The organism is Stieleria mannarensis (genome assembly GCF_014154935.1).
GTDB classification, from domain to species: Bacteria; Planctomycetota; Planctomycetia; order Pirellulales; family Pirellulaceae; genus Stieleria; species Stieleria mannarensis.
Window position 1 is genome coordinate 111206 of the sequence record NZ_JACEHH010000024.1, and the last position, 25307, is coordinate 136512.

General features: G+C 60.6%; 15 protein-coding genes. 3 read left to right on the forward strand and 12 right to left on the reverse strand.

What is annotated here, in order from left to right:
* Nucleotides 1-23: 23 nt before the first annotated feature.
* The 5 genes from corA to H1B37_RS17340 all read right to left on the reverse strand — a co-directional run bounded on the left by corA (nt 24) and on the right by H1B37_RS17340 (nt 8763).
* Complete coding sequence (gene corA, locus H1B37_RS17320; protein ID WP_220498249.1) at nt 24-1106, reverse strand: magnesium/cobalt transporter CorA; 1083 nt, start codon at nt 1104-1106, stop codon at nt 24-26.
* 53 nt (nt 1107-1159) lie between these two features.
* On the reverse strand, nt 1160-2290 hold the full coding sequence (locus H1B37_RS17325) for a transporter substrate-binding domain-containing protein (protein ID WP_182867911.1): 1131 nt from the start codon (nt 2288-2290) through the stop codon (nt 1160-1162).
* Entirely contained in the window at nt 2287-3396 is a 1110-nt protein-coding gene (locus tag H1B37_RS17330; RefSeq protein ID WP_182867912.1) for a transporter substrate-binding domain-containing protein, read from the reverse strand. Before H1B37_RS17330 ends, H1B37_RS17325 begins: the two co-directional genes overlap by 4 nt.
* Before the next feature lie 272 nt (nt 3397-3668).
* Nucleotides 3669-4898 carry a protein phosphatase 2C domain-containing protein gene (locus H1B37_RS17335; RefSeq protein ID WP_182867913.1) on the reverse strand — a complete coding sequence of 410 codons (1230 nt, stop codon included), beginning with the start codon at nt 4896-4898 and terminating at the stop codon, nt 3669-3671.
* A gap of 331 nt (nt 4899-5229) precedes the next feature.
* A complete protein-coding gene (locus H1B37_RS17340) occupies nt 5230-8763 on the reverse strand; it encodes a mechanosensitive ion channel domain-containing protein (protein ID WP_182867914.1) in 3534 nt (1177 codons plus the stop codon).
* Between the two features lie 226 nt (nt 8764-8989).
* Here H1B37_RS17340 and H1B37_RS17345 point away from each other — a divergent pair, with 226 nt between their 5' ends.
* Nucleotides 8990-12424, forward strand: coding sequence for a mechanosensitive ion channel domain-containing protein (locus tag H1B37_RS17345; RefSeq protein ID WP_286177853.1), 3435 nt, complete (start codon nt 8990-8992; stop codon nt 12422-12424).
* Nucleotides 12425-12522: 98 nt separating this feature from the next.
* Here the strand turns inward: H1B37_RS17345 and H1B37_RS17350 are convergent, their stop codons facing one another.
* The 5 genes from H1B37_RS17350 to H1B37_RS17370 all read right to left on the reverse strand — a co-directional run bounded on the left by H1B37_RS17350 (nt 12523) and on the right by H1B37_RS17370 (nt 19214).
* Complete coding sequence (locus H1B37_RS17350) at nt 12523-13737, reverse strand: threonine/serine exporter family protein (RefSeq protein WP_182867916.1); 1215 nt, start codon at nt 13735-13737, stop codon at nt 12523-12525.
* A 346-nt stretch (nt 13738-14083) separates the two neighbouring features.
* A complete protein-coding gene (locus H1B37_RS17355) occupies nt 14084-15655 on the reverse strand; it encodes a N,N-dimethylformamidase beta subunit family domain-containing protein (RefSeq protein ID WP_182867917.1) in 1572 nt (523 codons plus the stop codon).
* 230 nt (nt 15656-15885) lie between these two features.
* On the reverse strand, nt 15886-16041 hold the full coding sequence (locus H1B37_RS17360) for a hypothetical protein (protein WP_182867918.1): 156 nt from the start codon (nt 16039-16041) through the stop codon (nt 15886-15888).
* Nucleotides 16042-16125: 84 nt separating this feature from the next.
* Entirely contained in the window at nt 16126-18624 is a 2499-nt protein-coding gene (locus tag H1B37_RS17365) for a YfbK domain-containing protein (protein WP_182867919.1), read from the reverse strand.
* Nucleotides 18625-18650: 26 nt separating this feature from the next.
* Nucleotides 18651-19214 (reverse strand): RNA polymerase sigma factor, encoded by a 564-nt coding sequence (locus H1B37_RS17370; protein WP_182867920.1) that lies wholly within the window; start codon nt 19212-19214, stop codon nt 18651-18653.
* A 223-nt stretch (nt 19215-19437) separates the two neighbouring features.
* On the opposite strand from H1B37_RS17370, the gene H1B37_RS17375 reads away from it, so the two are divergent.
* Together H1B37_RS17375 and H1B37_RS17380 are read left to right on the forward strand one after the other, a co-directional pair.
* The gene (locus H1B37_RS17375) at nt 19438-20790 is read left to right on the forward strand and encodes a Gfo/Idh/MocA family protein (RefSeq protein WP_182867921.1); all 1353 of its coding nucleotides are present in this window, start codon (nt 19438-19440) and stop codon (nt 20788-20790) included.
* A gap of 29 nt (nt 20791-20819) precedes the next feature.
* Nucleotides 20820-21674, forward strand: coding sequence for a sugar phosphate isomerase/epimerase family protein (locus H1B37_RS17380; RefSeq protein ID WP_182867922.1), 855 nt, complete (start codon nt 20820-20822; stop codon nt 21672-21674).
* A gap of 195 nt (nt 21675-21869) precedes the next feature.
* Here H1B37_RS17380 and H1B37_RS17385 read toward each other — a convergent pair whose 3' ends face one another.
* Both H1B37_RS17385 and H1B37_RS17390 read right to left on the reverse strand, forming a co-directional pair.
* Entirely contained in the window at nt 21870-23147 is a 1278-nt protein-coding gene (locus tag H1B37_RS17385; protein WP_286177849.1) for an outer membrane protein assembly factor BamB family protein, read from the reverse strand.
* Nucleotides 23148-23151: 4 nt separating this feature from the next.
* Entirely contained in the window at nt 23152-25302 is a 2151-nt protein-coding gene (locus H1B37_RS17390) for a M3 family metallopeptidase (protein ID WP_182867923.1), read from the reverse strand.
* Nucleotides 25303-25307: the final 5 nt, after the last annotated feature.

Here is a 25307-nt window from a genome sequence, read left to right on the forward strand (position 1 = left end):
TCGTACATCGAGGTGATTCCACATCAGCCCCGGCCGATCCAGCCTTTTCTCCAGAAGAAGAACAGCATGCCGACGCAGGTGAGGGTCATCACCAGCCACAGCATCGGGTAGGAATAGCGATAATGCAGTTCCGGCATGTGTTCGAAGTTCATGCCGTAGATGCCGGCCATGAACGTCAACGGAATGAACAAGCTGGCCATGATGGTCAGCACCTTCATCACGTCGTTGGTTCGGTTGGCGACCGACGACAGATAGGTGTTCATCAATCCCGTCGCCATCTCGCGATACATTTCGGCGACCTCCGACGTCTGGATACAGTGGTCATGGGTGTCTCTCAGGTACAGACGCACGTCTTCGCCGATCAGCGCATAATCCCCTCGGACGAGCGAGTTGACCGCCTCGCGTTGCGGCCAGACGGCGCGGCGGAGATTGATCAGCTGGTTTTTCAGGGTGTTCAGCTCGGCCAAAACCGCCGGCGAGGGGTTACGAATCACTTCGTCCTCCATCGCCTCCAAATCGTCGCCGACCCCTTCGAGTACCGGATAGTACCCGTCCACGATCGTGTCGGCGATCGCGTAGGCCAGGTAATCGGCCCCACGCCCGCGAATGATCCCCTTGCCGCTCTTGATCCGTTTCCGCACCGGGTCCAGGATGTCTCCGTAGCGTTCTTGAAACGTGATCACGTAGTTGTCCGCCAGCACGATGCTGACTTGTTCCATGTCGACGCGATAGCGTGACTGTTCCTCGGGGTCTTTCAGACGCACCATTCGAACGACGATCAACAGTTGGTCGTCATACAGTTCCGTCTTGGGTCGTTGGGGGACGTTGACGACATCTTCCAACAGCAACGGGTGCAGCGAAAAGATCGATCCGATCTTGTTCATCACGGACCGATCGCCGAAGCCTTGCACGTCGATCCATCCGACCGTCTCAGGTTTTAGAAACTCGGGCAATCGATCCAGGTCTTCGATCAGCTGGTCGTCAACGCCCTGGGGATTGTAGAAAATGCCTCGGACCACCGGCCGCGGCGATTGCTTGGAAATCACCAGGGTGCCGGGACGGGCGCCGACGCGGGTGTATCGTTTCTTGAAGATGCCGGGACTCATGAACCCCTTCCTGGTATTGAATGTCGATGACCACGAACCAGACCATCGTCGCACTACTGGTCGCTACCCAGGTAGCCTTGCACGGTGTCTTCCCAGTCGGTCAAGGATGTCTGGTGGAGTAGACTGCGATTGATCGGTTCACGCAATGGACTGTCGCTGGGAAGGGCAAAGGCGTAACTTTGACGCTCGAACGTGACCGGCAGCACGAACAGATTGCTCGCCTCGGCTTGGAAGACCAGGTGTCGAAGGATCGGCGCGTCGTAGACCACCGCGTCGATGCGTCCTTGGTCCAGATTCTCGAGTGCCGCTTCGACGCTCTGGTAGGACCGGAAACGGATGTGATGGGAACGCAAGTAGTCCGCCGAGGTGGACCCCGCGACCGTGGCGACTTTGACACGCGGCAGGTCGGCCGGCCCGGCGACCCGCGAACGCAGTTGGTCGACCGTCAACACCGACGTGACCGCCGCGGTGAAGCTGGCGATGATGAACAGACCGGCGAACATCCAAATCAATCCGATCAGCCGGCCCGGCAACGTCCGGGGAACCTTGTCACCGTAGCCCACCGTGGTCAGCGTCACCGCCGCCCACCACAACCCCGCACCGATCCCCCGCACGACGCCGTACTGGAAGTCGCCGCCGCGGTGTTTGCGTTCGAAAAAATAAACCGCGATCGCGCTGATCAGCATCGCCAGCAGCAATCCCGCCAGAATCCGCAGGAAGGTGGGCGAAAGCACCGCCTGCAGGATCCCCGGCCACGCCGGTCTCCGCTGCGTGCGGCCGAGTGCGATTCCCAGTCCGGAGGTGAAGAACGCGTGGGTGAAATCCATCCGTTTCTCACGTTCGGCATTGACGGTGATGGCCGCCACCGCGATGTCCACCCGGCCGGATTCCACCGCGTCGAGCATCTCGTCCAGCGAGAGCGACTGGTAGCGAAGTTGAATCTGATGCCCCGATTCCACTTCCAAGTCCGTTTTGATCTTTTCAATCAGGTCGATGCTGATGCCCTGCCAACGACCGTCGGCCTGTTCCATGGCAAACGGCGGGACGCTGCGACTGGCCACCGTCAGCGTATCGGGGATTTCGATCGTCGCCGGCGGATCGGCCGGCTGGGAACGCGCCACCGGCATCGAGATCTGACACCCCAACATGACCGCGAGCAGCGCCGCGATTGGTCGGCCGATCATTGCGTCTCTCCCAAGTACCGGTACAACAGGTCGCTCCAGGCATCCGTCGCACGGTATCGCAACAATTCCTCGTTCAGCGGCCGTCTCAACTCGCTGTCGGGTTTCAACGCGATCGCGTATTCTTGCGAGTTGAACGAAACCGGCAGCACTTCAATGCGATCGTTGAACTCCAACAACGCCAGGTAGTTCATCAGCGCGCGGTCATACACCACGGCGTCGGCTTTGCCGTCATCGACCGCCCGCAAGGCTTCCTCCGGCGTGGCATACACCCGAAACGCGATCCGCCGACTGCGCAAGTAATCGGCGCTGGTGCTGCCCGAGACCGTGACGACGGTGACGTGTCGCAGGTCACTCGGGTGTGCGATGCCGATGTCCAATTGCCGAACCGTCAACGCCGACGCGACGACTCCGGTGATCAGACTGATCACCGCGATGCTGGCCAGCATCGCGATCGTCGCCAACACTCGGCCCCAAATGCTGACCGGCGCGATGCCCTTGTGCCCCAACAGCACGATGATCGACCACCACATGCCCGTCGAAACGCCTTTTCGCCGTCCCTGGCCGAACAGCGTTTCGTTGCGATCGCGTTCAAACGTCCAAAACAGCCAACCGCAAAACGCGACCACGCAAGCCATGATGATGACGAACAGGATCAAGCGAAAACTGAAAACTTCACGGATCGACGCCAACACACTGGCCCGATGGTGCCGCGAAACGGCGATCCCCAAGCCCGTCGCGTAGTGTGGATGACAGAACTCCATCTGCCGGTGGCGCTCGGCCGTCACGCTGATCGCCGCCACCCCGGCGTCCAGGTCGCCACGTTGCAAACCTTTCAAAATTTGCTCCAGCGACAACTCGCGGAATTCGTATTGCAGATCCAGTTCACTGCAAAGGTTCTTCCACAGCTCGATACTGATCCCGCTCCACGTCCCGTCGTCGTTCTTGATCGCAAACGGCGGACTGTGCTTGGTGCCGACGATGATCGGTGGTGCCGCTGTGTCTTGTGTGGCGTCCGGTTCGGCGTCCGGTTCGGCGAGCACTTGCAGCAGGCTGAGAAACGAACCTCCTGAAAAGAATGCGAGCACTTCGTTCTTGACGCCATACATTCGGGCTCCCCTCTCCCCCGGCTCTGCGGGGGAGAAGGGCTGGGGATGAGGGGGCCGGCGGTCTGACCTGGACACCGCAGTGGGTCCGAAAGTGGTTGGCCCACGACTCGCAGTCGCCCTCCCCTCGCTACGCTCGACCCTCCCGTACACGGGAGGGTGATTCTTGTCTTCGATGCTTGCACCAAGGGTCGGTTCAGCCGCACCGAGGGCGTTGCAACCAAGCCCGCACAGGAGCAACAGTGGAATCAAACCCAAACGTTGGAGTTTCAACATCACAGTGGCCCCGTGTCATCCAGGTTGATCGGACGGGTTTGCAGCTCGCCGATTCGGCGTGCGAGCCGCCGGGCGAGGTTTCGCAGCACCACGTTGCCCAGCCGAGGCAGGCGGCGGGTCAGCTTGCCAAATTCCCGTCGACCGACCAGCAACACGCGAGACGGTTCGATGGCGACCAGCGATGCGGTGGATCCAATTTCCGTCAACAGCGACGCTTCGCCGAAACAGTCGCCGGGGGCAAGCTCGCCTTCGATCACATCCTCGTCGATCACACGAAAGCGACCGTCCAGCACGATGTACATGCCCGGCAGGCCGGATTCCATCGCAACCAATTCCTTGCCGGCCGCACACTGAATGATCTTGGTGATCGCAACCAGATGCATCAACCGACGGACGGACAGTTTTTCGCACAAGAAGATACGTTTCAGGCAATCGATCTTCTTTTGAACGTCCGCGGCCGGATGGTCTGTCGCGTCGCCCTGGACTTCGACGACGATCGCGGTGATGTTGTCGGCCCCGCCGGATTGCTTGGCAAAATCGACCAGCGTATCGGGTTGTTGGATGATGTCCGGTTTAGACATCATCTTGGCGACACAGGAACTGCTGCCGAAATAGTTGCTCAGTCCGTCGGAGCACAGCAGCAGCCGATCGCCGGGGATCAGATCGAACAGCAGCGTGTCGACGTCCACGTATTCGTGAGGACCGATGCTGCGGGTCAGTACGTGGCGGTACCGGCTGTCGTTGGCTTCGTCCCGCGTCAGGTCGCCGGAAAGAAACAGTTCGTTGGCCAACGTGTGGTCGCTGCTCAGTTGGTGGACTTCGGCTTGACGCAACAGGTACAGCCGCGAATCGCCCACGTGGGCCATGACGCCCTTGTTTTCGACCACGACCAACAGGGTCAGTGTGGTACCCATCCCGGCAAAATCGGGCGTCGATCGGGCGAGCTGATTGAGTCCCTGGCTGGCTTGCTGGACGGCCTCCTCGACCACCTTCAGCACTCGGAACACCCCATCGGGCGACTCGCCGGCCGATTGGATCAGGTCGCGGTTCTTGGCCAGATGCTCCGATGCGAATTCGATCGCCCGCTCGGCGGCGACTTCACCGGCGGCGTGTCCTCCCATCCCGTCACAGACGACGTACAGCCCCAAACTCTCGTCGATCAGATACTGATCCTCGTTCCCATCGCGTTTCAGTCCCTTGTCACTGATTGCGGTTGCGACGATCACCATCGGAACAGACTCGAAGCCGAAAACGGAGTGGAGGAGCCCTTCCACTATAGCGGGTCGGAAAACCCCGAGACAGCACGGGGCGATGGCCCGGGACGAAACAGCAATCAAGGATTCAACAATGGCAACAGTGCACCAGTCGACTACCGCGACTCATTTCGCGTCGTTGACGATGCCTTCGAAACGTCGCCGTGTTCTCCGAACTCGGCGAGCGCAAAAAGTCGCCGTGTTCTCCGAACTCGGCGAGCGCGAAACAGCAAACCCTTGTCCCGCGCCGACCTCGGAGAGGACGGCGACTGTCGATCCCAAGTGAAAACCAAGCTGCCGCGACACTCTAGGCCGCTTCGCTGATCGATTGGGACTGCGGTCGCTCGCCATCGAGCCCCAACGCGACGGCCGCCGGCATCGAGCGGATGTGCAGGTCGCGTTGGGGGAATGCGACCTCGATTCCCGCCTGACGGAATGCCTGGTCGATTTCCGTGTGCAGTTGGTGAATCACCTCCAGCCGATTGTCCAGCGTCGGCAGATACGTTCGCAGCGACAGGTTCAGCGCGTTGTCGCCGAACCCTTCGAACGTGGCCACCGATGGCGGATCGTCCAGAATCAGCGGGTGATCGTTGGCCGCTTTCAGCAGGATCTCACGTGCCTGTTCGGTATCACTGCCATAGGCCAGACCGACATTGATCACGATCCGATTGATCTTGTCCGACAGGGTCCAATTGAGCAATCGTCCGGTGATGAATTCCTTGTTCGGGACCACGTATTCCTTGCGGTCCCAGTTGGTGATCGACGTGGCCCGGATGCGGATCCTGGAAACCACGCCGGTCACGTCATCGACCGTCACCACATCGCCGACGCGGATCGGGCGCTCGAGCAAGATGATCAGCCCGGCCACGAAGTTCGCAAACATCTCCTGCAACCCGAACGCCAAGCCGAAGGTCAACGCCGTCGCCAACCACTGGATCTGCGACCACTGCAATCCGATCGTCGAACACGTGGCGATCGTTCCGGCCAGCACGATCGCATAACTGACCAACGTCGTGATGGCGTAACGGACCGATGCATCGACCGGTAATTGTTGCAGCACCGAGATCTCCAACAACCCCGGCCCGTTCTTGGCCAACACGAAGGTGACGAACGCAATCAACAGCGCCAATGCCAGGTCCGAGGCGGTGACGACATCGGAGCGCTGGCCCGTCGGTGCGGTCGATCCGGCAGCGTCGGCCGAGGCATCGACACCGGGAACCATGCCGGCCGCCGCGGTCGTTTCGGCCGCTGAGGCCGCGGCGACCGTTGCTGTCGTTGATCCGCCCCACAATTCGTATTTGTCCAACATCCCCAGCGCCGGCAACACTTGCACCCAAATGCACCACAGGCCGATCACCGACCCGGCGACCAATGCAGAATTGACCAGTCGTTTGGATTGCAGACTTTGTGCGGTGATGTCGTTTTCGGGAGTCGACGTGACGATGCCCGCAACCGATTGCCGGCCGTCATCTTCGCTGCCGGCCGTGCCCGCCGCTGCGGCAGCCGCTGCGGCCCGCTGCCGCGATTGGGCGATGCTGAGCGATCGTCGACGCAGCAGCAACATCCGCAACAACATCGATCGCAGCACAAGCAGGCTGGAGACGAACAGGGCGGTGGCAAAGACGCGCCAGAACAGGACTTCGGCCGTGTAGTAATAGCCCAGCGTCGCCAGCAACCCCAGCGTCAGCGGCACGCTCGCCGCCGCGATGCACCAGACGTATCGCAGCCGGCTGGCCCATTCGGACGTGTGCGTCGCCAGGTAGTCACGCAGCATGCCGGCGGGGCTGAGCACACGGTACAAGGACACCGCCAGCACGATCATACCCGCGATGTACGCCACCCGCTCGACCGAATTGCGGCCGTGGGACGCATCGGTCACCGAAAGCATGCCCGTGACGAAGACGATCGGCAATGCGATCGCCAGCAGTTGGCGCAGTTCACGTCGCACCGTCGTCGTCACGCTGCGGTTCCAGCGGAAATGGTTTTCCGCCAACCCTTGCGGTCGGCAAATCTGACGCAAACATTCCAGGGCCAGCCAGATCACGGCCACCGAGGTCATGCCGCGCGAAACGCCTTTGAGGAACAGGTCATCGGCGTGAGAGACACTCAGCCGCCAGGCGAAAAAGGCGAACAGCAGCGGGCCGGTCGCGGAAACAATGATCGACAACGTCAGCGTCAACAGGGTCGGAACCATCGTTTGGCAATTGGCCTTCATCGCCACCGCACCGGCATCCTTGATCCGGTCCCGCATGCGTTTACGCCGCAGCATCAACAGCCCGCACGCGGCGGCGGCCAACAGGTACACGGGGAAACGGTTGCGGGCATCCCGGATCAGGTGCGCGCCCAGTCCCACCCAGGCTTCGGCATCCAGCAGTCGCTTGTCGGTCGTTTCGACCGAAAAATCGTCGCTCAAAAAGCGTGCGCTGCGGATCCACAACACCCGCTCGTCGATGTAGTTTTCGTATTCGGCGGTCAACGCGATGATCTGGCGGTCTTCAAAGTCCAATTCCACCAGCGCGTCGAAATACTGGTTGCTGGTGCGGATCAACGCATCGAGATACTCTTGCTTTCGCGCCAGCAGTTCTTGGGCGGCCGACCGCAGCACTGCGGTATCGCGACCGTTGGTCGACTGCTGGATCATCTCCGCGATGCAGGCTTCGGTGTCCGCGATCGCTTGCCGCTGATCGTCGTATTCGAACAACTCGTATTGGGCATCGTTGATCAACGTTTGGCGGTCGGCGACGTCGATCTTGCGCTGCCTGACGTCGGGCAGGGTGGACCGTTGTTTTCGAAGCAGCGCACCCACCGAACTGGTCAGCCCCACCAGGTCGACTTTGTTTTTGGTCGTCTTGAATTGCTTGGCGAGCTTCTCGTGGGCCTCGGTCGCCGCCTTCAATTCCTGCTCGGCCGTCGCCAGCGAATCGGCGACCCGTTTGGCGCTTTCGGCCAAGGCTTGGTTCTGCTCGGCAAACGCTCGCAACGAGGGGGCCGCGGCGATCGCTTCCAGCTTGGCTTTGCGGACCGATTCGGCCGCGGCGATCTCCCGAGCCTGTTTGATCCGCTGCCCCAACGCCTCCAGGCTCTTTTCGGTGAACATCACCTGCTTGGCCGCCAGGTCGGATCGCAGCTGGACCATGCCCAGCGCTTCTTCGGCGTCGTATTTGGCCAGTTCCGCTTCCAGCGTCGGGCCTTCGGCTTCGAGCAAACGTTGACTGGTCTCGCCGCGCACCTGTCGGGCGGTGGTCAACGCCGTGGTTTCGCCGGAGCTGTCGGGGACGCGGTTTTGCCGGCCCTCTTCCAGCTTTTGTTGCAACGCCACCAGTTGCGATCGAATCTCCTTGCGACGCTGAGAACGCGTCTGGGATTCGGATTCGGCTGCCAAGCGATTTTGTTTCTGTGTCGCCAGCTGTAACTCCAGCTGTGCCAACTGTTGTTCCAATTCGACCAGCTTCAATTGGGGGTCGATGACCGGCTGTTTGGTTTTTAATTCCTCCAGTTTGCCGCGAAGACGTTCGGCCCGGGTGCCGGCCGATTCCGCTTCGGCCGCCAACTCTTCACGCTGTCGGTTCAGCTCTGCGGCGGCCTTTAGATCCGCCAGCGCCGCTCGGTACAATTCCGACACGGCGGTGCGGGCCTCGGGCGCGAGTGACGCATCCTGGTCCGCCGCCTGCAGCCGTTGGTTGATCTGGTCGACCGTCAGCGCGGCGGGCTGTGGTGCCGGTTCGGCCGCCGCCTGGCCGACCATGTCGCCCTCGATTCCGAACACACCTGGCGGTGTGGTCAGCCCCCAGGCGAGGATCAAGGCGGCAACGATCCGAGGGTTGATCGACTGATTGAACAAAGCAGGCCTCCTGCCTGAAACGTGACTCCGTAGGGGTGCGGCGGCCGGTCCGATCCGCCAATTCGACACTACGTCAGGGAGGCAGAATGCGGCAAGTCGATTTCGACGTGAAACTTCAAAAGTCATCGTCCGTTCAATGGCACACTTCGAATTCTCGCCTGTCTCGCTATCATGCGTTTCAAGTTCCAAGTTTCAAGTTTCAAGCGATAACGTTCCGTTGACCGATATGCCATTTCCGCTGTCCGCCGTTCGCCTGCTTTGCTTGCAATGCTTTGTCGTCCTCGCGGTGTCGCTGGCTTGCTTGACCGGGCACGCCCAGGAGACGCCGCCGGCTGTTTCGCCCGCTGTTTCGCCCGCTGTCCCGATCGTCGGGGCCAACGGCCCCACGGTCGATTCGATCGATGCGGAACTGGCGGCGTTGGAATTGAAATCGGATCTGGATGCGGCGACCAAGACGCGGCTGGTCGCGCTGTTGCAGCAAGCCAAAACGACGCTGCAGCAGGGGCAGACCTACGAGGAGTTGGCGAATCAATACTCGCAGATGATCGGCAGCGTGGCGGCCCGCCAGGCGGAGATTCAAGCTCAATTGGACGCTCAGGCGGGAAAGGAACCCGCGATCGCCGAAGACCTGACGCTGGCCGACGCGACCCAGAGCTTGGCCACGCTGAAAGCTGAATTGGCGGCCGCTTCCAAACAGGTGACGGATCTGACCGCCGAGTCGGCGCGGCGGCGAACCAGGCTGGGCGAAATCCCGGGCTTGCTGACCAGTGCCGAAAAAGAGCGTGCCGACGTCGCCGCCCAACAGGCTCAGCCCGCCCCGGTCAACGAATCGGCGATCGAGTCCCAGACGCGCAAGACGTTGCTGGCGGCGCGCGGCGAAGAATTGGCCGCGCGCATCGAGGCACTCGAGAACGAACAGGCGGCCTACACCGCGACCGTGGATTTGTTGCCGTTGGAGCGGAAACTGGCCGAGGCGAACGTTGCACGACTGCGCCGCCAAACCGAGTTGCTGCAGGAAGCGGTTTTGGCGATGCAAAAGCAGCAGGTGCAGGAGACGGCGGATGATCTCAAGCAAAACGTCGCTTCGGTCCCGAAGAGTTTACGAACGTTGGCCGAACGCAATGTCGAACTCGCCGAGTTGCAAAAGCAGCTCATCGAACAGGCGGCGACGACCCAGCAGAACTTGGCGGGCGTGCAATCCGCAGTGGATGAAGTCAAAGCGGATGCCAAATCGTCCAAGGAGAGAATCGATGCGATCGGATTGACCGACGCCTTGGGTGTGATCCTTCGTCAGCAGAGGGAAGAAGCAAAAGCACTGCGAAACAAGTTCCGCCCCCGCGACGATCTGAACAAAAAGGTCGAAGAGTACCAGCTCAGCACCTTCAAGATGGAAGACGAACTGGCGGACATCAACCAATGGCTCGACCAACGCGAATCGGTGCAAGTCGATTGGGACAGCACCGAGATCGCGTGGGGCGATCTCGGACAAGACCAGGCGGAGTGGGTGCTCAAACGCAAACGCCGCAAACTGCTCGAAGACACGCTTCAATCACAGAATGCCGTCTTGCAGTCGATGCTGACCAGCGACACGCAACGTCGCGAATTGGTTTTGTTGATCGATGAATTCACCGCGGCCATCGATGCCAACCTATTTTGGACCAAAGACGCCCCGACCCTCTCGGTCGACGAATTGGCGGTTGCGCCGGAGTTGGTTCAGTGGGTCAGTATGCCGACGTCGTGGGCCAACGCCGTTCATCAAATGATCTTAACCGTCACGCTCCAGCCGCTCGCATCGCTGGCCATGATCTCGCTGGCCTTCGTCGTCCTGCTGGGGCGGGGGCGGGCGCGGGCCGCGGTCAAGCGGGAGGGCGAGGAGGCGACCAAGGTCAACGTCGGGTTCCTGTCGACGGTCCGTGCCATGGTGGCCACCTTTGTCGCCGCGATGGTTTGGCCGGCTTGTTTGGGAACCTTCGCGTTTCTGCTGGTCGAAACCTCGCCGGCCGATCCGTTTGTGCGCGGGTTGGGAAACGCGTTGGCGATGGCCGCGCTGTACGTTTCGTCGCGCGAACTGCTTTCGAAGGTTTGCCGTGACAAGGGAGTCGCCGAGTGCCATTTCGGATGGACCGAAAACCTGCGTCGGCATCTCCGTCGGCACTTGCGTTGGTACACCTTGGTGGGCGGGATCATCGTCCTGGCGATGGGGGTCTTCTATGAACACCCGGATGCCGAGGTGCGAATCTTTGCGATCCGGATCATGTCGACGGCACTGTTTCTGGTGACGGCCGCTTTCCATCATCTGATGCTGCGTCAAAACAGCCCGTTGTACCGGCAACTGGTATTGGATAGCCCCAGTTCGCTGATCTATCGAATACGGAAACTGATCTGGGCCATCGCCGTGTTGGCTCCGATCCTGTTCGCATTCATGGCATTGGCCGGGTACCTGGAAACGACGTTCCAGTTGGGGCATTCGTTGCAGTCGACGTTCCTGCTGTTGGTGGTGATTGTTCTCGGTCATGGGCTGCTCTCACGTTGGTTGATGCTGCGGCGACGTGATCTGGCTCGCCGCCGGGCGATGGAGCAACGCGAGCGAAAGCTGAAAGAATTGCAGGGCAGCGAAGGGCAAGCGATCGCCGAGCAGGTCGGCATCGTGCTCGAAGAAGAGAATGCCGGCGATCTGGAGAAGTTGGACGAACAGGGACGGCAAACGGCCGTGGTGTTTGCCTCGATCCTGGCCCTGATCGGATTCGGATTCATCTGGCAGGACCTCGTTCCCGCATTGGCCTACTTCGACGACATTTCGCTGGGAACCGTTGGGACCGGAGAGGACATCGAGTCGGTCAGCCTGTTGGATGTGATCTACAGTCTGCTGTGCATCGCGTTGATGGTTTACGCGACCGGCGTCGTCCCACGCGTCTTTGAACTGCTGGTCCGCGGCAGGACGGGACTCGATTCCGGGGCCCGCTACGCGATCTCGACACTGTTGCGATACGTGATCATCATCGCCGGATGTATCATTGTCATGAACCTGCTGAGTGTTCCCTACAACCAACTCGGTTGGCTGTTGGCCGCCGCCTCGGTCGGTCTGGGATTCGGGTTGCAAGAAATCGTCGCCAATTTCGTCTCCGGAATCATCCTGCTGCTCGAACGCCCGGTGCGTGTCGGCGATGTTGTCACCATCGGCGACACCACCGGCATCGTCTCGCGGATTCAGATGCGCGCCACGACGGTGACCAACTGGGATCGCAAAGAATTGGTGATTCCCAACAAGGACTTGATCACCGAAAAACTGCTCAACTGGTCACTCACCAACGTGATCAACCGGCTGACGATCAACATCGGCGTGGCCTATGGCAGCGACCCCGATCAAGTTCGCGAATTGCTGTATCAAGTCGTGCGATCTCATCCGCAGGTGCTGACCGATCCCGCACCGCTGATCAATTTCGACACCTTCGGCGACAGTGCCCTGAATTTCGCCGTGCGTTTCTATCTCGAAAAGCTGGACAACCGAATCGAAGTCACCCATCAGATCAATCGGGACATCGCCGAGGCGCTCGAAAAGGCCGGGATCACGATTCCGTTCCCCCAGCGCGACGTGCACTTGGACATCAACGGCGACGACGCCGCCCTGCCGCTGTCCCTGCGACGCGGGCGCGATCAGTAACCGATCCGCAGCGACTTTGACGTCGCGACGCTCGACGCGAGCATGGAAAACCCCGGGGCTCCACCTGCTGGCGAAGGTCGCTACGTTTGACCGGCGAATCACAAGATCCGCTTGGGCGGGATGATCACGTTGGACACGATCAATCCACCGACCAGGCTGGATGCGATCACGACCATTTCAAATCCGTACTGGACCGCTTCGACCGTTTGCTGCTGCGAGAGCGCCGACAGCGATCGATAGCCCAGCGAACCGGGAACCAGGATCAACATTCCCGGGGTCTGCGGGACCAACGCCGGGATGTCGCGAATCCGTGCGTACAGGTTGCTGCCACACCCGACTGACAACGCGCCCAGAAACGAAGCGACTTCGATGCCGAATCGGGGGCCGGCAGCCCAACTGACGACCACGCCCAAAACGGAGACCAAGGCGATGACCGGCCATTGCCGCCAGGCGGCGCGAAACACGATCGCAAACGCGACCGGCGCGACCGCCAGTGCGACCCATTGCCAATCCGATGCCAGCGGCAACCGCGGCCCCATCTGCGGCTGGAAACGGTCCAGCAATCGCCACACCAAGATCGCACCGACAAACAAGGTCGCCAGCGAAACCAGGGCGCCGGACATTCGGGCCACGCCCGCCGACAGGTGGCCGACGGCCAGTTCCGTCAACGCGACCGTCAGACGCAAACCCGGGATCAGAATGATCAGCCCCGCCAACGTGACCAGACGGTGATCGATGGGAACGACGTAACAAGCCACCAGCAACGAACTGGTCGCCGCCACGACACCGGCCAGCAATTCCAGCAGGCCTAATTCCAACCGCCAATGCTCGTACAGCAACTCGATTCCCGCGACGAGTGCACCGACCAGACCGGCCAACGCGATTTCCCACGGCGTCCCCGCAAACAAAACCGCGACGGCGGCACAGGCGACCGCGCAGGCGGCGATGTAGACCGGCGGGCCGTACAATGCCTTGGCCTGCTCGATCTGTTCCATCTCGGTCGTCGCGGCGTCGACGGTCATCTCGCCGCGCTCGACGCGAGTGAGCAATTCGTCGAATCGGATCAGCTTGTCGACGTTAACCGGTCCGCTGTCGACACGCCGGATGACAGTCATTTCGTCGCCCGATGAATCACGGAGCGAAATCACAAGCGCCGTCGGCGTGTACAAGAATTCGCCGTGAATGCCCAACGCCGCGGCGACTTTCCCCATCACGCGTTCGAGCCGGTGCGACGGTGTGCCGAAACGATGCAACATGATGGCGGCATCAATCAAAAACGTTTGCGACGACGGCGGTTGTTGTGACTTTCCCATCCGCGGCGTTGTAGTCTGCCACCCCCGTTGGTGTCTAGCCTTCCGGGCCGTCGCCCGTGGGGCTCAGCGCGACGACCTAGAAAGGACGTCGTACACCCATCCACCGACCACCTCTTACCCGATCGGCCAGTTCATCGGGATTTGTCTTCTTGGCCCCTAAAACAGAAACGCAACCAGCAGCAGTCCGATCAACAAGATGCCCAGTCCGAGCAGCAGCAGGGACCTGTGAGACGGTCGCGTCGTCCCGGTCGGCATCAGGGTCGCGATGAGAACCGATGTGAGTGCCCCGTGCGGACGCGGCGGGATGGAATCCCACGGCAAGACAGCAGTACGCTTTGTTGCCGGGTCAGCCGTTTTTCCCGATTGCCCGTCGCAGCAGGTTGTGGGTGATCCGCTGGACGCGGTCGTCGGGACCGTGGGGACGGCTCCAATGCGACCACGGCAGCCAGTGTCCCGGCGGGCTGGCCAAACCTTGGCACCACCAGATCGTCGACGCGTTGAAGACGAAATTGTTGTTGGGGCCGGGGTAGATCGTCGATGTCCATGTTTGCGGGTTTACGCCGCCTTGCAGCGCCGTGCCAGTGCCGACAACCTCCAATCCGGGGATGTCGCTGGGCGGATCGCCGTGGTACTCCCAGCCGATCAGACCGGGGATCGATTCACCCTGTTTCATCGCGGTGCCTGCAAAGATCCAATGATCCGGCAACGCACAAATCCAATCGCCGCCACCGTTGACCGGGCTGACGTTTCGCGATCCCATCAAGTAGCCTTCGTCGGGTCCGCGATGTGGGAACGGTCCGTGCCGTTGCTCGCGAAGTGTGGCCCATTTGTAATCACCGCCATACGGCCCGCCGCGAAACAGAATACGGTTGGCGCGGCCGTCGGCGCTTTCACGAAACGGGCTGACCCAGCACACCGAGTTGCCCGAGAGGAACATCAAACTAACGCCTGAATCCCGCATCCGGACGACGCTGTGGTATTGCCGGATGTCCCAGTATTCGTCGTGCCCGTTGCTGATGAACGTTTTGCACTTCAGTCCCCGGTCGGCTGTCAACATGTCGCTGTTGGAGCAATACGTCACGTCATAGCCGTGTTTTTCCAACCAGTACGCCAACGGGAACTCAAAGCACAGCCACTCGCCCGAGCCGATCGTTTGCGGGTTCTGAAAGATCTGGGGATACATCCCGTAGGGGCGGTCAAAACTGACGTCGGCCCAAGGTCCCTGGTTGCCTTGGGGGTGCGTGTAGACCGAATCGTTGTCGGGCCACTGGTTGTACGCCTGCCAGGTATTGTCGCTGCACTGCAGCAGGATGTCAGCGGGGCGGTCGTCGCGGACGATGAAGACGACATAGTTTTGCCAGTAACCGAATCCGGTCGAATCGCTGGTCGTTGTCAGCCGCCCCAAATACACGCCGCTGGGCCAATCGTCGGGGATCGTCAGCGTCACCGCGGGTGCCCACGTGCACTGGCGAAGACGCTTTTCGCCGCGCGGAGGTGTGGGTTGCACGGTGCCGTCAAACGGTCCAAGCGTCGTCATCAACCGCGCCCCGCGACCGCCGTAGTATCCGGTGCGAAAGATCTCGATCACGTACTTTTGCGCCGGGTCGGTGGAGACCATGATGTCGATCGATTCACCCGCCGCCACACTCTGCCGCGAGCAATACCCTTCGATCTTCGAGGCGCGGACTCCTTCGCGTGAATCCAGACGCACGCGTGTGAGTTGCCAATCACGTGAACCCGGCTTGGCGTTTTCATCACGAATCAACGACGCGGCAGGTTGTCCGGCGGCATCGCTTTGTCCGGCGGCATCGCTGCCAGCGACCGCAGCGTTTGATGACAGTGCACCGATGGCGGAAAACGCCGAGACGCTCTTGAGCACCTCACGCCGGTTGGGGGTGGATCGGTTCGGTTTGGTCATGGTGTCTCCCTGATGAGGAATCTCTCCCTCAGGGAGAGACAGCGTTTTTGTCACCTCTACAATCGATGTCCCGAGTCACGCGGGGATGACGTTTCCAGGCGAAGCCTGGTTAGGAGGGCGCCGCCCGCTCATGCGCACCCCATCATTCTGCCCCGAATCATTCTGCCATCCCCCCGGAATCCTACCGCAGTGACAGACTGGAAGTCTATCCGATCGATCAAACGCCAGCCCTAACGCGGTTTCCAGTTCGGGTGTGGCGTGAGGGCGTTGACCATCATCGCCTCCAGACGCTCGACGACCTTCGGATTCTGGTCCGCCAGATCATTGGTTTCGCCGATGTCGTTGCTGAGATCATACAGCTGTGTTTTTCCGCTGCCCCAAGGCAATCGGATCGCTTTCCAGTTACCGGCGCAGACGGCTTGTTTTCCGCCGCGTTCGTAGAATTCCTGGTACAGGTTCCTGGAACGAACTCACTCGGTGATCAGCCGTTTGGCCTGTTGGACGAGTGAGACGAATTCGTCACGGTATCCTGAGCGATCCTCAAACGCACCGGCGGTGGCGATTTCTTCGACCATGTCCAGGTCGCAACTGCCTTTGTGCGGCGAGTCTCGCAGCAGCATGGCGAAGGCGGCCACGCCGGCGGCGAATTGGAAATCGCGGTCGGTTTCATTGAACGCCTTGCCGCTGTCTTTGGCGGCAAATTCGATCTGGCGAACCTGGTCTCCGGTCGGCGGTTTGTAGCGAATCGTTAACGTCAGCTGTTCGCCGCTGGCGGCTTGCTCCCGCAAACGAACCGGATGTTGGTACTTCAAATCGTCGATGCTTGGCGGCCCCGCGGTCGCATCGTCGTTGGGGTGTTTCTGGCGGGGCACAATTTCATACAACGCTGTCACCGTGTGTCCCGCACCGATCTCGCCGGGAGCGTTGCTCTCGTCCGCCAAGTCGTCGGCGAACAGGAAGCGATTCTGATCACCGATCAAGCGATACGATTCGACTTCCATCGGATTGAACTCGACGTGCAGGTCAACATCTTTGGCGACCGTCGCCAGGCTGCCCTTGATCTGTCGGACCAGGACCTCGCGTGCTTCGTCTTGGCTGTTGACCAGCACCGAGTTGGCGTCGGCCTTGTTGATGATCTGTTCTGTCACCGCGTCGTTGAATTTGCCGGTGCCGAAGCCCAGCACGGTCAAGAAAATGTTGTCGGCGGCGTTTTGCTGCGCCAATTCCACCAATTCATCGCTGTCGGTCAGACCGACATTAAACTCGCCGTCGCTACACACGATGACTCGATTGGTGCCGCCGTCGATGAAGTGTTCGCGGGCAATGTCGTAGGCCAGTTGGATTCCGCGGCCGTGGTCGGTGGAGCCGCGCACACGCTGACGATCACTCGCGCGCAGTCGATCCAGCGAATCGATGATGACCTTTTTGCGGTCGCCCGAGGTCGCGTCGAGCACCATGCCGTCCGCCCCGGCGTAAACCACGATCGCAACGGAATCGTTTTCGCCGAGCCGATCGACCAAGGCCTTCATGCCGTCGACCACCCACGGCATTTTGTTGGGACGGTTCATCGATCCCGAAACATCCACCAGGAACACCAGATTGCTGGGGGACCGATCCAGTTCGAGCACCTTGGCCTTGATCCCGATCCTGGCCAATCGATGCTGTGGATTCCACGGGCACTCGGCGATCTGGATCGCGGCGGCAAACGGAGAATCGTCTTGCGGGGGCGCGTAGTGATAGTCGAAGTAGTTGACCCATGCTTCGACGCGGACGGCATCGGAAGTGGGCCATTGGTTGTACTGGTTCAAATTGATTCGCAACTTGTCATAAACCGTGGGATCGACGTCAATCGGAAACGTCGAAAGCGGCCCACTGACGACGCTCACGAAAGGGTTTTCGCTGATCGGCGCGAATTGATCTCCTTCGGCCACACGTCTCGAAGGTCCGGCCCCTGCTTGGTCGGCTGTCGCCATCGCCCCCATCATCATTTCGCCTTCCCGCGTGCGGCCGGCGAGGTGCGATAGATCGTTCGCCTGGAAGTCCATCCGCCGGGACAGGCGATCGCGATACGGGGGCGCGACCGGCTGGGCCAACAACGGGTTCATCTGAATCGAATGGGCTGGACCGTTGGGTTCCGACGCTTCTGGTCGGGGGGGGGCGTCGGATTCAATCGCGACCACATCATCCGTGTTGTTGCCTGCCGATAAACCCGATTCAGCCAGATTCGCCGGGTCGCCTTGGGGTGTATTTTGACCGAAAGCTTCCTCCATAGGTGCTGTCACGGCATCGCTTTGTGAATCGGTTGCAATCGTGGGCTGCATCGCCGAGTCAGCGTTGTCGGCTGCTGCGCCGCGTGCCGTCTTCGGATCCGACGTCGCCAGCGTCTCCGTTTCAGATTCGGCCGGCCGGACGCTTTCCGGTGCGTCGTCGCCCGGTGCGATCAATGGCGCTGCCGCAGCGGTTGTGGCCAGCGTCGCGCGGACCTCGGCCAATTCTCGTTCGACCGAACGTTTCTCCACGACCAGCCGTTGATTCTCCGATTCGATCTCGTTGATGCGATCTCGCAACTGCTTCGTATCGGTGTTCGCGGCGATGATTCGATTGAGCGCGGGTAAGGTTAAACCGGAAACCAAGAGCAAGGTGGCAGCGACGGCCAAGCCGGCTACCCAAAGCCGAGTGGACGGATCCGCACCTGCGGCCACGACCGGCGGCGGTTCGGGGTGGGGCGATTGAATGGCGTTTTCGATTCGGCGGCGGGCCAGTGGATGGACGCCAGCGGTCTCGGAGGCGAATTCCGCTTTGACCGCTCCGACGGCGTCGCGAACCGAAGCGACGATGGCTCGCACTTCCGGCGATGCGTCCATCAACTTCATGAACTCGGTCGCCTGTTCACGTTCCAGTTCACCGAAGACAAACGCGGTCGCGCGCTCTTCGATCCCTTCGTGTGGGTCGGTCGGTTCGGATGTCATGATCGGATTCCCAGGATGATGATGTGTCATTCAGCGGCGGCGAGTCGGTTGCGAATCAATTTCAATCCCGTGCTCAACAGGTAGCCGACGTTACCGACGCTCAGCCCCGTCAATTCGCTGATCTCGCGGTAACTTAAATCCCCGTGAATCTTCAGCCGGATGACCTCTTGCTGTTTCGCCGGCAACGTGGCCAACAGACTTTGTGCGTTCTCGTGTCGTTCGGCCATTTCGACGACGGATTGTGGACCGGCGTCTCGGCTGACTTGACGTGCGGCGTTTGCGTCATCGAGCGTCTTCATTCGGCTTTCCTTCTTCAGGATGTCCAGTGCACGATTACGACAGACGCGAAACAACCATTGCCGGACTCGATCTTGGACCTGCCGGCGCGGTTGTCGGCACAGTCGAACAAACGTGTCCTGAACGACGTCGCTGGCGCGGTCGCGATCGCCCAAGAGTTGTGTCGCATAACCCATCATCGGCAACTCGTTCTCTCGAAACACTTCCGTCAGCCATGCTTGATCGCTCAGCCGATCGGGGTCGGCCGGATCGGGACTGGCCCGATCACACGACGAATCGCATTGGTGATTCAACTGGTTCATTACCCGCGCAAGCAGAAGGATGCTCGTCCATGCACAGTGAAAACGATCGGACCGCGACGCCCTTAGAAAAAAATGCGTTTTGAAGTGCCGAGAAACCCTGAAAGTTGAATTTTGGCCCGAATCCGACGTCTCGTGTGCCAAGCGGTTACACTTTTCCTCTCCCCGCCTGCGTTTTTACGCCACCATCCTCCCCCCATTTGCCGGGTCCATCGCCATGCATGCCATCGATCGTCGTCGGTTTCTTGTCCAAAACACTGCCGTCGCCGCCGCAGCCGCCACGTCCGTCGCGCTGGCCCCGCGGCGCGTTCGTGCCGCCGCCAATGATCGATTGAAGGTGGCGTTCATCGGTGTGGGGGGACGCGGCGGGAGCAACTTGAAAGCGATCCGCGGAACCGGGCGAGTGGATGTCGTAGCGATTTGCGACGTCGACAATCGCTTCCTGGAAAACACCGCCAAGCAATTTCCGGCGGCGCGCAAGTTTCGCGATTTTCGCAAACTCTATGACGCCGTCGGGAAACAGATCGATGCGGCGGTGGTCAGCACGACCGAACACACCCACGCCTACGCCACCATGCCGGCGCTGCAATTGGGAAAACACGTCTACTGTGAAAAACCGCTGGCCTACAACATTGCCGAAACCCGCGCGGTGACCGAAGCGGCCGGGCGGGCGGGCGTCGTCACGCAAATGGGCACCCAGATTCACGCCAGCGAGAACTACCACCGCGTGGTCGAATTGATTCAATCCGGCGCGATCGGCGACGTGCACGAAGCACACGTCTGGGTCGGCCGCGCCTGGGGATTGCAATCCGAAGCGGAGGCCAAAAAGAACGACCGGCTGTTCGTCGACGCCCGGCCGGAAACCGGGATGACGCCGCCGAGCTACCTGGATTGGGATCTCTGGTTGGGACCGGCGCCCGAGCGGCCGTTTCACCAAGTTTACTTCCCGGGCCCGAATTGGTACCGCTGGTGGGACTTTGGCAACGGCACCATGTCCGACCTGGGCAGCCACTGGAACGATCTGCCGTTTTGGGCGCTCGAGTTGGACGCGCCAGAAACCGTCGAAGCGTTTGGACCCCCGCCGCATCCGGAGATCGCACCGGCGTCGATGTCGGCCGAATACCAATACGGCCGACGTGGCGATCGAGTGCCGGTGAAGTTGACTTGGCATCAAGGGACACACAAGCCAGAGATCTGGAAACGCGGCGAGATCCCACAGTGGAACAGCGGCGTGTTGTTCATCGGTTCCAAAGGCATGTTGTTGTCGGATTACCGCAAGCATCTGTTGTTGCCCGAATCGGAATTCAAGGACTTCGTCTATCCCGATCCCTTCATCCCCGATTCGCCCGGTCACCACGCCGAATGGGTCGCCGCCTGTTTGGACGGCGGCAAAACCGGCAGCCCGTTCAGCTATGCCGGCCCGCTGACCGAAGCGAACCACTTGGGCAACGTCGCCTATCGCGTCGGCAAGAAAATCACCTGGGACCCGGTCAACATGAACTGCACCGGATGCCCGGAAGCCGATCCGTTCATCCGCCGCGAGCCCCGCGCCGGTTGGTCGTTGTCGTGACGCCGAAGTCTCTTTCCCTGGAACCCACCATGCATCGCCGAACCCTTTTGAAGTCTGCCGCCTTGGCCACCGCGGCGGCATCCACGTCACCAATGACTTCCGGCGCCTCAGCCGGCGAGTTCAGCGGCAAGATCAAAAAAGCCGTCAAATTTCATATGGCCACCGGTCCGGAGTCGGTCCTGGACAAATTCCGCATGATCCGTGACCTCGGGTTCGACGGCGTTGAAACCCGCGCGAAGCTGGGCACAGAAAACGAGGCGCTGGTCCGATCCTACGCCCAGGCCAGTGAATCCACCGGGTTGCCGATTCACGGAGTGGTTCATTCCAGTAACCCCGACCTGGTCGGCGCGATCGATCAGGCCAAGATGCTTGGTGCCAGTTCGGTCTTGCATGTGGTCCGGTACGATCGCAAGATCAGCTACTTGCAGAACTACGAGGAGACCAAACAGATCATCCGTCGCGCCGTCGATCACGCCGAGAAGCAGGGCGTGATGATCTTGTGCGAAAACGTCTGGGCGTCGTACCTGATCGAGCCGATGGGGATGGCGCGATTCGTCGATTCCTTCGACAGCCCCATGGTCGGCATCTACTTTGACGTCGGCAACGTCGTCCGCTGGGGATGGCCGCAGCACTGGCTGGAAGTGATCGGCCGCAGGGCGAAGAAATTGGACATCAAAGAATATGATCTGAACGTCGCGATGAACGAGGGCATGCGCGAAGGGTTCCGAAAACCGCTCGGTGAAGGCAGCATCGAGTGGGACAAGGTCCGCAGCGAGCTGGCAAAGATCGACTATCAAGGTTGGGCGACCGCCGAAGTCAAGGGCGGCGACCGAACACGACTGGCGGAAATCGCCGCACAGATGGATCGCGTGTTGGATTTGTAAGTGGGATAGGCTTCCAGCCTGTCACCAGTTTCGTCCGGATGGGGCTCCGGGTTTGTGCCGCCCCTCACATAGGACTTATGGGTCCCCTATGTCCTATTGGTCTAATTGATCACGGCCTCCGCTTCGCCGCCGCGGTTAGACCAACTTTGGCAGTTTAGAACGACCTCCCCACGAGACGGATACGGGAAAACCGCCTTACTCTTCGATCCGATAAAGATGTGTTTCGCTGCGCAACAGAATCGCGTCATCGATCACCGCAAAGGAAGCAAACGTCCGATCATCTTCGCCGATTTCGTTGTTCGCCAGTTCGACGAACGTCTTTCCGGGCTCGATCACCGTCGTCGTTCCCGTTTCGCTTTGGAAATAAATCCGGCCGCCACCGTAAAAGGGAGACGCCGAATACTTTCCTCCCAGCCGTTTCTTCCAATGCAGCTTGCCCGAGGTCGCATCGACGCACGACGCGACGCCTCCGTCATCGACGAAATACAGTTCCCCGCCGACGGCCAGCATCGACGGCGTCTTGGGAACGCCCTTGTCGATCGTCCAGCGGACGTGCGAGTCGGTCACATCGCCGCGGCCGGTCGGATCGATCGCATACAGCGATGCGGAATCGTAGCCGCTGCTGACAAAGACCAGTCCATTGGCGTAAACCGGACGCGGCACGACAGAGTAGCCTTCGTCATAGTCGACATGCCACAGCTCGCGGCCGGTTTCGCAGTCGTAGGCGACCACGGCGCCGCTGCCCGGACAGACCGCTTGCGTGCGACCGTCGACTTCGATCAACGTGGGCGTGCTGAACGAGAAGCCTTTTCGCACGTCGGCCCGCCGGTCGGTTTTCCAAACGACGTCGCCGGTCGTCGCGGAGATGCCGGCGACGAATTGCTGGTCCCCGCCATCGCAGGTGACGATCAACGTGTCGTTGTACAGCACCGGGGAGCCGCCGTTGCCGTGGACGGGTTTGAACTTAAGTTCCTGTGTCTTCCAAACCACTTCTCCGTCGGTCGTCAAACAAGCCGTTCCGGAGGGGCCGAAGTGGACGTACAAACGGTCGTCGCGGATCACCGGCGTGGCGCTGGCAGGGCTGTTCTTCTTGTGCATCTGGACCCCTTCGCCGGCCTGACGAAAGACTTCCCGGTCCCACAGGATCTGTCCGTCGTCGGCACCGAAGCACAGGGCACGCAAGGACCGGGCCTTGTCCGCATCATCGTCGATCGCGGTCGCGGTGGTCAAAAAGATCTTGCCCTCCGCGACGACGGGCGAGGACCAACCGTCGCCGGCGATCGGGGTTTTCCAGGCGATGTTCTCGGTCTCGCTCCAGGTCAGAGGCAGCATCGCGGCGTCCGAGTGCCCTTGTCCTCCGGGACCACGGAACTGCGTCCAGTCCTCGGCAGGGCAGGTGATGGTGGCGATGCAGCCGCCCAGTAACACGAGCAGCAAGACGACCAATAAGTAACGTGTTGGGGCAAACATCATCGCATCAAAATCCCCGTTTGCGCATCAAAGCCGACGTGTCGACGTCGCGTCCCCGGAAGCGTCGAAAACCCTCCGCCGGGTCGATCGTGTCGCCGACGGAAAAAACGTTCTCGTACAGGCTCTTGCAAAGCTCCGGATCGTAGAACGAACCGGCGTCTTCGAACGCTTCGGCTGCATCGGCGGTCAAGGCGTCGGCCCACAGGTAACTGTAGTAGCCGGCCGAGTAGCTGTCGCTGCTGAAGATGTGGGCAAAGTGCGGCGTTCGGTGTCGCATCGGCAATTCATCGGGCATCCCGATCTCTTTCAGCGTTTCCCGTTCGAACGCATCGGGGTCGATCCGTTCCTGGTCGCTGGTATGCAGCTTCATGTCGACGATGGCACTGGCTAGGTATTCGACCGTCGCGAATCCCTGGTTGAACGTGGACGCTTTCTTGATCTTGTCGATCAACGATTGCGGCAACGGCTCGCCGGTTTCGTGATGCACGCAGTACTTGCGCAAGATCTCGGGGGTATCCAACCAGTGTTCCAGCAATTGGGAGGGGAATTCGACGTAGTCTCGGGCGACCGAGGTGCCGGCTTGTGAGGGATAATTGACTTGCGAGCTAAGACCGTGCAGGGCGTGACCGAATTCGTGGAACAGCGTGACGGCGTCATCCCAGGAGATCAGCACGGTTTCGCCTTTGCCGCCCGGGATGAAATTGGAATTATTGGAAACGATCGGCGTTTTCGGCGCGTCCATGTTTTGTTGGACGCGGTAGGCGGTCATCCACGCGCCGCTGCGTTTCCCCGCACGCGCGTACGGGTCAAAGTACCACAACCCGACGTGTTGGCCATCGCGACCGGTCACTTCCCAGACACGGACGTCGGGGTGAAACACGGGAACGTCTTCGGCCGGTGTGAACGAAAACCCGAACAACTCACCGGCGACCCAGAACATCCCTTCACGCAGCTTTTCCATCTGCAGATACGGTTTGACTTCGCCCAGGTCCAAGTCGTACTTCGCCTTGCGGACTTTTTCGGCATAGAAGCGGTAGTCCCAAGGCTCGATCGTGATTTTGTCTGCGGCGTCGGACGCTTCGGCGTCAGCGATTTTTTGCATGTCGGCGACCTCTTCGGCGACACGGGCGACCGCCTTGGGCCAGACCTGGTCCATCAGCGCAAACGTGGCTTCAGGCGTTTGGGCCATTGTCGGTTCCAGCCGCCAATGGGCGTGGGTCGGATAACCGAGCAGTTTGGCCCGCTCGCGGCGGAGCGCCAGGATTTCGGTGATGATGCCGTTGTTGTCGTGCTCATCACCGTTGTCACAGCGGTTGTAATAAGTCCGCCAGACCTGCTCGCGAAGCGGTCGATTTCGGCTGTACGTCAGGAACGGGTCCATGGAGGATCGCGTGTTGGTCACCGCCCATTGATCGGGTTTGCCGCGTTCCTCGGCGGCGCGTTTCATTGACGCGACCACGCTTTCGGGCAATCCGGCCAAATCGGATTCCTTTTCGACCCAGGTCACGAACCGCTTTTCGTCTTCCAGCACGTTCTGGCTGAAATCGGTAAACAACCGCGCCAGATCGGCATTGATCCGAGAGAGCCGGGCTTTGTCACCGGAGGACAGTTTCGCGCCGCGGCGGACGAAGGTCTTGTACAGGTCATCGATCAAGCGGACCTGTGCGACGGCCATGGATTTCTTGGCGTCGCTCTCGTAAATGGTCTCCAGTCGCTCGAACAGGTCGCTGTTTTGATAAATGCTGTCCGAGTGGGCGGCCAGTTTGGGGGCGACGACGCGTTCGATGTCCGGGATCGGGCCGAGATTTAAGTTGGAGGAATGGACGCCGAAGATGGCATCCAGGCGGTCGAGTGCTTGGCCGGCCTGTTCCATCGCGACGATGGTGTTTTCGAAGGTCGCCGGTTCGGGGTTGGTCGCGATCTGGTCGATTTCGGCGGCCGCTTGTTCGATCGCCGTGTCGAAGGCGTCGATGAAGTCCTCGCTGCGGACCAGGTCCCAAGGCGGCACGCCTCCATAAGGCCCCGTCCATGGTTTTAATAAGACCGAATCATTCATCCTGTTTTGCTCCGTCGTGTTCGCGTTGTCTTGGGCCTGCAGAATGCCGAGGTTCAACATCAAGATGCCGAACGAAAGGGTGGCGATCGAGAAGTCTTTCATAGGGC